2 protein-coding genes and 1 pseudogene are annotated in these 1,327 nt (G+C 56.6%); 1 reads left to right on the top strand and 2 read right to left on the bottom strand.

All coding sequences use genetic code 11. The features are described from left to right. Nucleotides 1-218: 218 nt before the first annotated feature. Nucleotides 219-479 carry a DUF6894 family protein gene (locus tag AC0L3I_RS36825; RefSeq protein ID WP_473530216.1) on the top strand — a complete coding sequence of 87 codons (261 nt, stop codon included), beginning with the start codon at nt 219-221 and terminating at the stop codon, nt 477-479. A 43-nt stretch (nt 480-522) separates the two neighbouring features. Here AC0L3I_RS36825 and AC0L3I_RS36820 read toward each other — a convergent pair whose 3' ends face one another. Together AC0L3I_RS36820 and AC0L3I_RS36815 are read right to left on the bottom strand one after the other, a co-directional pair. Then, the gene (locus AC0L3I_RS36820; protein WP_473530215.1) at nt 523-807 is read right to left on the bottom strand and encodes a DUF982 domain-containing protein; all 285 of its coding nucleotides are present in this window, start codon (nt 805-807) and stop codon (nt 523-525) included. A gap of 267 nt (nt 808-1,074) precedes the next feature. Then, nucleotides 1,075-1,134, bottom strand: a pseudogene (locus AC0L3I_RS36815) (KGG domain-containing protein); the annotation flags it as partial. Nucleotides 1,135-1,327: the final 193 nt, after the last annotated feature.

The following is a 1,327-nucleotide window of genomic DNA, read 5'->3' as shown; positions in this document are numbered from 1 at the left end:
CGTGCTGGCCGAGGTTGAGATATAGGGACTCAAGCATCCTAGCCTCCAGCAATCGCGCCTGAACGCCGATCGCCGAGGGTTATTTGGAAGCGCACTGCGCGGCTTCGGACCTCTAGGCCTTCGGAAGATGGCGGACACTAACAATTGTTACAATGCACCCCATCATACTGAAATGCCATCGCTGCGGAACAATGGCGATCAACCCGAATTAGAACACGATGATAGCGTCGGGTTTTCCGAAGATGCAGCACTTTTATTTTGACGTCTACGACTCGGATGGTCCAGAGACGGACACCGAGGGGCAATTGTTAGAGACGCCCGAACGAGCGAGAACAGAGGCGCTTCGGATATTGCACGACATCGCACACGACGAGATGCCGGATGTTAATCTTGTGACGATCACAGTCAAAATCCGAACCGACGGTGATCGGCAAATTTTCGAGGCGTCACTCACCCTGACATCAGATTGGAGTCGTTAGACATACTAACGGTAGTCGGGAGCACGCGCAGCTAAACTCGCGCCTAGTTCGATTCGCTCAAAGAATCCAATATGCGGAGACCGGAACTCGGCTTCCGGGGTTTAAGCAGACGTTGCTGCCGCGCCGCCTTCTCAAACGCAATGAAGGCGATATCCGGCGTACAGGTTCCTTCCCTTGCTGCGACGAGAAGGCGAGCAGCCTCCCTGTAGAAGTCTGCCTCTTTGTTCGGCCATTGCCCAGCCAATGCTAGCTCAGCCTCGGTGATCGATGACACCTGCATCAAGCGTCCATCTACAAAGCGGATCAAGAGCGGTAGAAACTTACCCATCGTGCGCGAACCCCGTTTTGCGAGATCGGCATAACGCGACCGTCGCGAAGTGGTTGCATCCTTGCGTGAGCCTGCAAACAGAACTCGAAGACGTGACCGCGCATGCGAGACGGAGTGGCCGCATTCGGGTCTCGTCGTTCTCACGCTGGCGCTGTTGCTTACCGGCGGCCTCTCGAATGGTCACGGCCCACAGCGTTTGCACGCAATACGGCCCGTCAAGCGACGGCCGTATTTTCATCTCGTCTCTTAGAATATCAGGTAGAAATATCAGGACTTCCCGCCCTTCCGGCCCGCCTCCGAAGCACGCTCAGGATCATTGGCGAAGTTTCCGCTGCCGCCCCGATTTTCGCCGCTCTGCTGCTTATTCTTGCCTTCCTGGGCTTCCTGCTGCTCGCCGCGGTTGCGGTCATTGTCGTCCTGATGCTTGCGACTCTGCTGGCCCGAAGACGCACCAGTCCGATGGCCAAAACATGACGATTCCCCCTGATGCTCCTAAGCCTCGCGAGTAGCGCGGGTCGCA

The organism is Mesorhizobium sp. WSM4840 (assembly GCF_055811755.1).
This window is presented reverse-complemented; position numbering and strand designations above follow the sequence as displayed.

Bases quoted from the DNA above. Each gene is read 5' to 3' on its own strand.
- AC0L3I_RS36825 (WP_473530216.1), top strand. From the start codon at position 219: ATGATAGCGTCGGGTTTTCCGAAGATGCAGCACTTTTATTTTGACGTC.
- AC0L3I_RS36820 (WP_473530215.1), bottom strand. From the start codon at position 807: ATGGGTAAGTTTCTACCGCTCTTGATCCGCTTTGTAGATGGACGCTTG.